We start from the raw sequence: 353 nt of genomic DNA, 5'->3' as shown, positions 1-353 counted from the left end.
GAACTGTTAGTCAAAGAGAAAAACAGGCAGCAAATTATGGGGAAGCGATTGGAGGCATCCCACAAACGAATGCTAAAGGCTTTTGAAAAAGAGATTGCCTGGGTCGAAGATCGGTTGGACAAGGCGGTTGAGAAAGAGGCTTCATGGTCCGCTAAGAAGCAGCTGTTACTCACCGTGCCAGGGATTGGAAATACCCTAGCGTACACTCTACTCGCAGACTTCCCTGAGCTGGGTACACTAACCAATAAGCAAGCAGCGGCTCTGGCTGGACTTGCACCGATTAACCGCGACAGCGGTAAACTCAAAGGCAAACGGCGCATATTTGGTGGTCGAAAATCGGTTCGTACCACGAT

Annotated in this window: 1 pseudogene; it reads left to right on the top strand. The window is 49.9% G+C overall.

The window, feature by feature from the left end:
• Window positions 1–162: 162 nt before the first annotated feature.
• Window positions 163–353: pseudogene (locus MIB40_RS19920) on the top strand (transposase); the annotation flags it as partial.

This window comes from Aestuariirhabdus haliotis (genome assembly GCF_023509475.1).
GTDB classification, from domain to species: domain Bacteria; phylum Pseudomonadota; class Gammaproteobacteria; order Pseudomonadales; family Aestuariirhabdaceae; genus Aestuariirhabdus; species Aestuariirhabdus haliotis.
This window is presented reverse-complemented; position numbering and strand designations above follow the sequence as displayed.